Origin of the sequence: Streptomyces sp. SID12501 (genome assembly GCF_010550245.1) — a bacterium.
GTDB lineage: Bacteria > Actinomycetota > Actinomycetes > Streptomycetales > Streptomycetaceae > Streptomyces.
The window spans coordinates 1-385 of the sequence record NZ_JAAGLU010001066.1 but is presented as its reverse complement, the minus strand read 5'-3'; the positions used below and the strand labels follow the sequence as shown (position 1 = coordinate 385).

General features: G+C 70.9%; 1 protein-coding gene. It reads right to left on the bottom strand.

The features are described 5' to 3' along the window. On the bottom strand, positions 1-385 hold a 385-nt coding region (locus G3I71_RS49845), incomplete at both ends, for a carbamoyltransferase C-terminal domain-containing protein (RefSeq protein ID WP_275409480.1).

Sequence of the window (385 nt, the reverse complement as noted above, 5' to 3'; positions counted from 1 at the left end):
CGGTTCCGTCGTGGTGGACGACGGCCGGGACGTGTGCAGCCTGCTCAGGCCGGATACGGGCGACGCGGTTCATGAACGGGTCTGCGTCGCCGGTGAACCAATCACGGAGGTGGGTGTCGAGGACCGCTGGGGCGAACGGTCGGTACCCGGCGCGCCGCTTGATCGTGTTGAGGCGGTCGCGGCTGCCGGCGTGACCGGGGTGGGCGAGGATCGACCGGTGCCCCAGTGCCCGGGGTCCGAACTCCATGGGGCCCTGTACCCATCCGATGATGCTGCCGCCCGCGAGGAGCCCTGCGACTGTAGGCCCGAGGTGGTCACCGAGGTCACCGAGGTTGTGCCAACCGTCGGGGATATCCCGCAGGGACAGGGCGCCTGGCACGGGGCC